Source organism: Streptomyces ruber (genome assembly GCF_014648075.1).
In the GTDB taxonomy this organism is placed as follows: Bacteria; Actinomycetota; Actinomycetes; order Streptomycetales; family Streptomycetaceae; genus Streptomyces; species Streptomyces ruber.
The window spans coordinates 1-1,007 of sequence record NZ_BMQK01000049.1 but is presented as its reverse complement, the minus strand read 5'-3'; the positions used below and the strand labels follow the sequence as shown (position 1 = coordinate 1,007).

At 67.0% G+C, this 1,007-nt stretch carries 1 protein-coding gene; it reads left to right on the top strand.

Translation table 11 applies throughout. From position 1 onward, the window contains the following. On the top strand, window positions 1–1,007 hold a 1,007-nt coding region (locus IEZ04_RS34300; RefSeq protein ID WP_189220913.1), incomplete at both ends, for an inositol-3-phosphate synthase.

Below are 1,007 nucleotides of genomic sequence, written 5' to 3'. Positions count from 1 at the left end.
GCGTCGCTGGTGCAGGGGGTCGAGTACTACAAGGACGCCGACCCGGCGTCCAAGGTGCCCGGCCTCATGCACGTGCAGTTCGGTGACTACCACGTCCGCGACATCGAGTTCGTCGCCGCCTTCGACGTCGACGCGAAGAAGGTCGGCCTCGACCTCGCCGACGCCATCGGCGCCTCGGAGAACAACACCATCAAGATCTGTGACGTGCCGCGCACCGGCGTGACCGTGCAGCGCGGCCACACCCTCGACGGCCTCGGCAAGTACTACCGGGACACCATCGAGGAGTCCGCCGAGGAGCCCGTCGACATCGTCCAGGTCCTCAGGGGCCAGCGGGTCGACGTCCTCGTCTGCTACCTCCCGGTGGGTTCCGAGGACGCGGCGAAGTACTACGCCCAGTGCGCCATCGACGCGAAGGTCGCCTTCGTCAACGCCCTCCCGGTCTTCATCGCCGGCACCAAGGAGTGGGCGGAGAAGTTCACCGAGGCGGGCGTCCCGATCGTCGGTGACGACATCAAGTCGCAGGTCGGTGCCACCATCACGCACCGGGTCATGGCGAAGCTGTTCGAGGACCGGGGCGTCGTCCTGGACCGCACCATGCAGCTGAACGTCGGCGGCAACATGGACTTCAAGAACATGCTCGAGCGTGAGCGCCTGGAGTCCAAGAAGATCTCCAAGACGCAGGCCGTCACCTCGCAGATCCCCGACCGCGAGCTCGGCGAGAAGAACGTCCACATCGGCCCGTCCGACTACGTCGCCTGGCTCGACGACCGCAAGTGGGCCTACGTCCGCCTGGAGGGCCGCGCCTTCGGCGACGTCCCGCTGAACCTGGAGTACAAGCTCGAGGTCTGGGACTCCCCGAACTCCGCCGGCGTCATCATCGACGCCCTGCGCGCCGCGAAGATCGCCAAGGACCGCGGCATCGGCGGCCCGGTCCTCTCCGCGTCGAGCTACTTCATGAAGTCCCCGCCCGTCCAGTACTTCGACGACGAGGCCCGGGAGAACGTGGA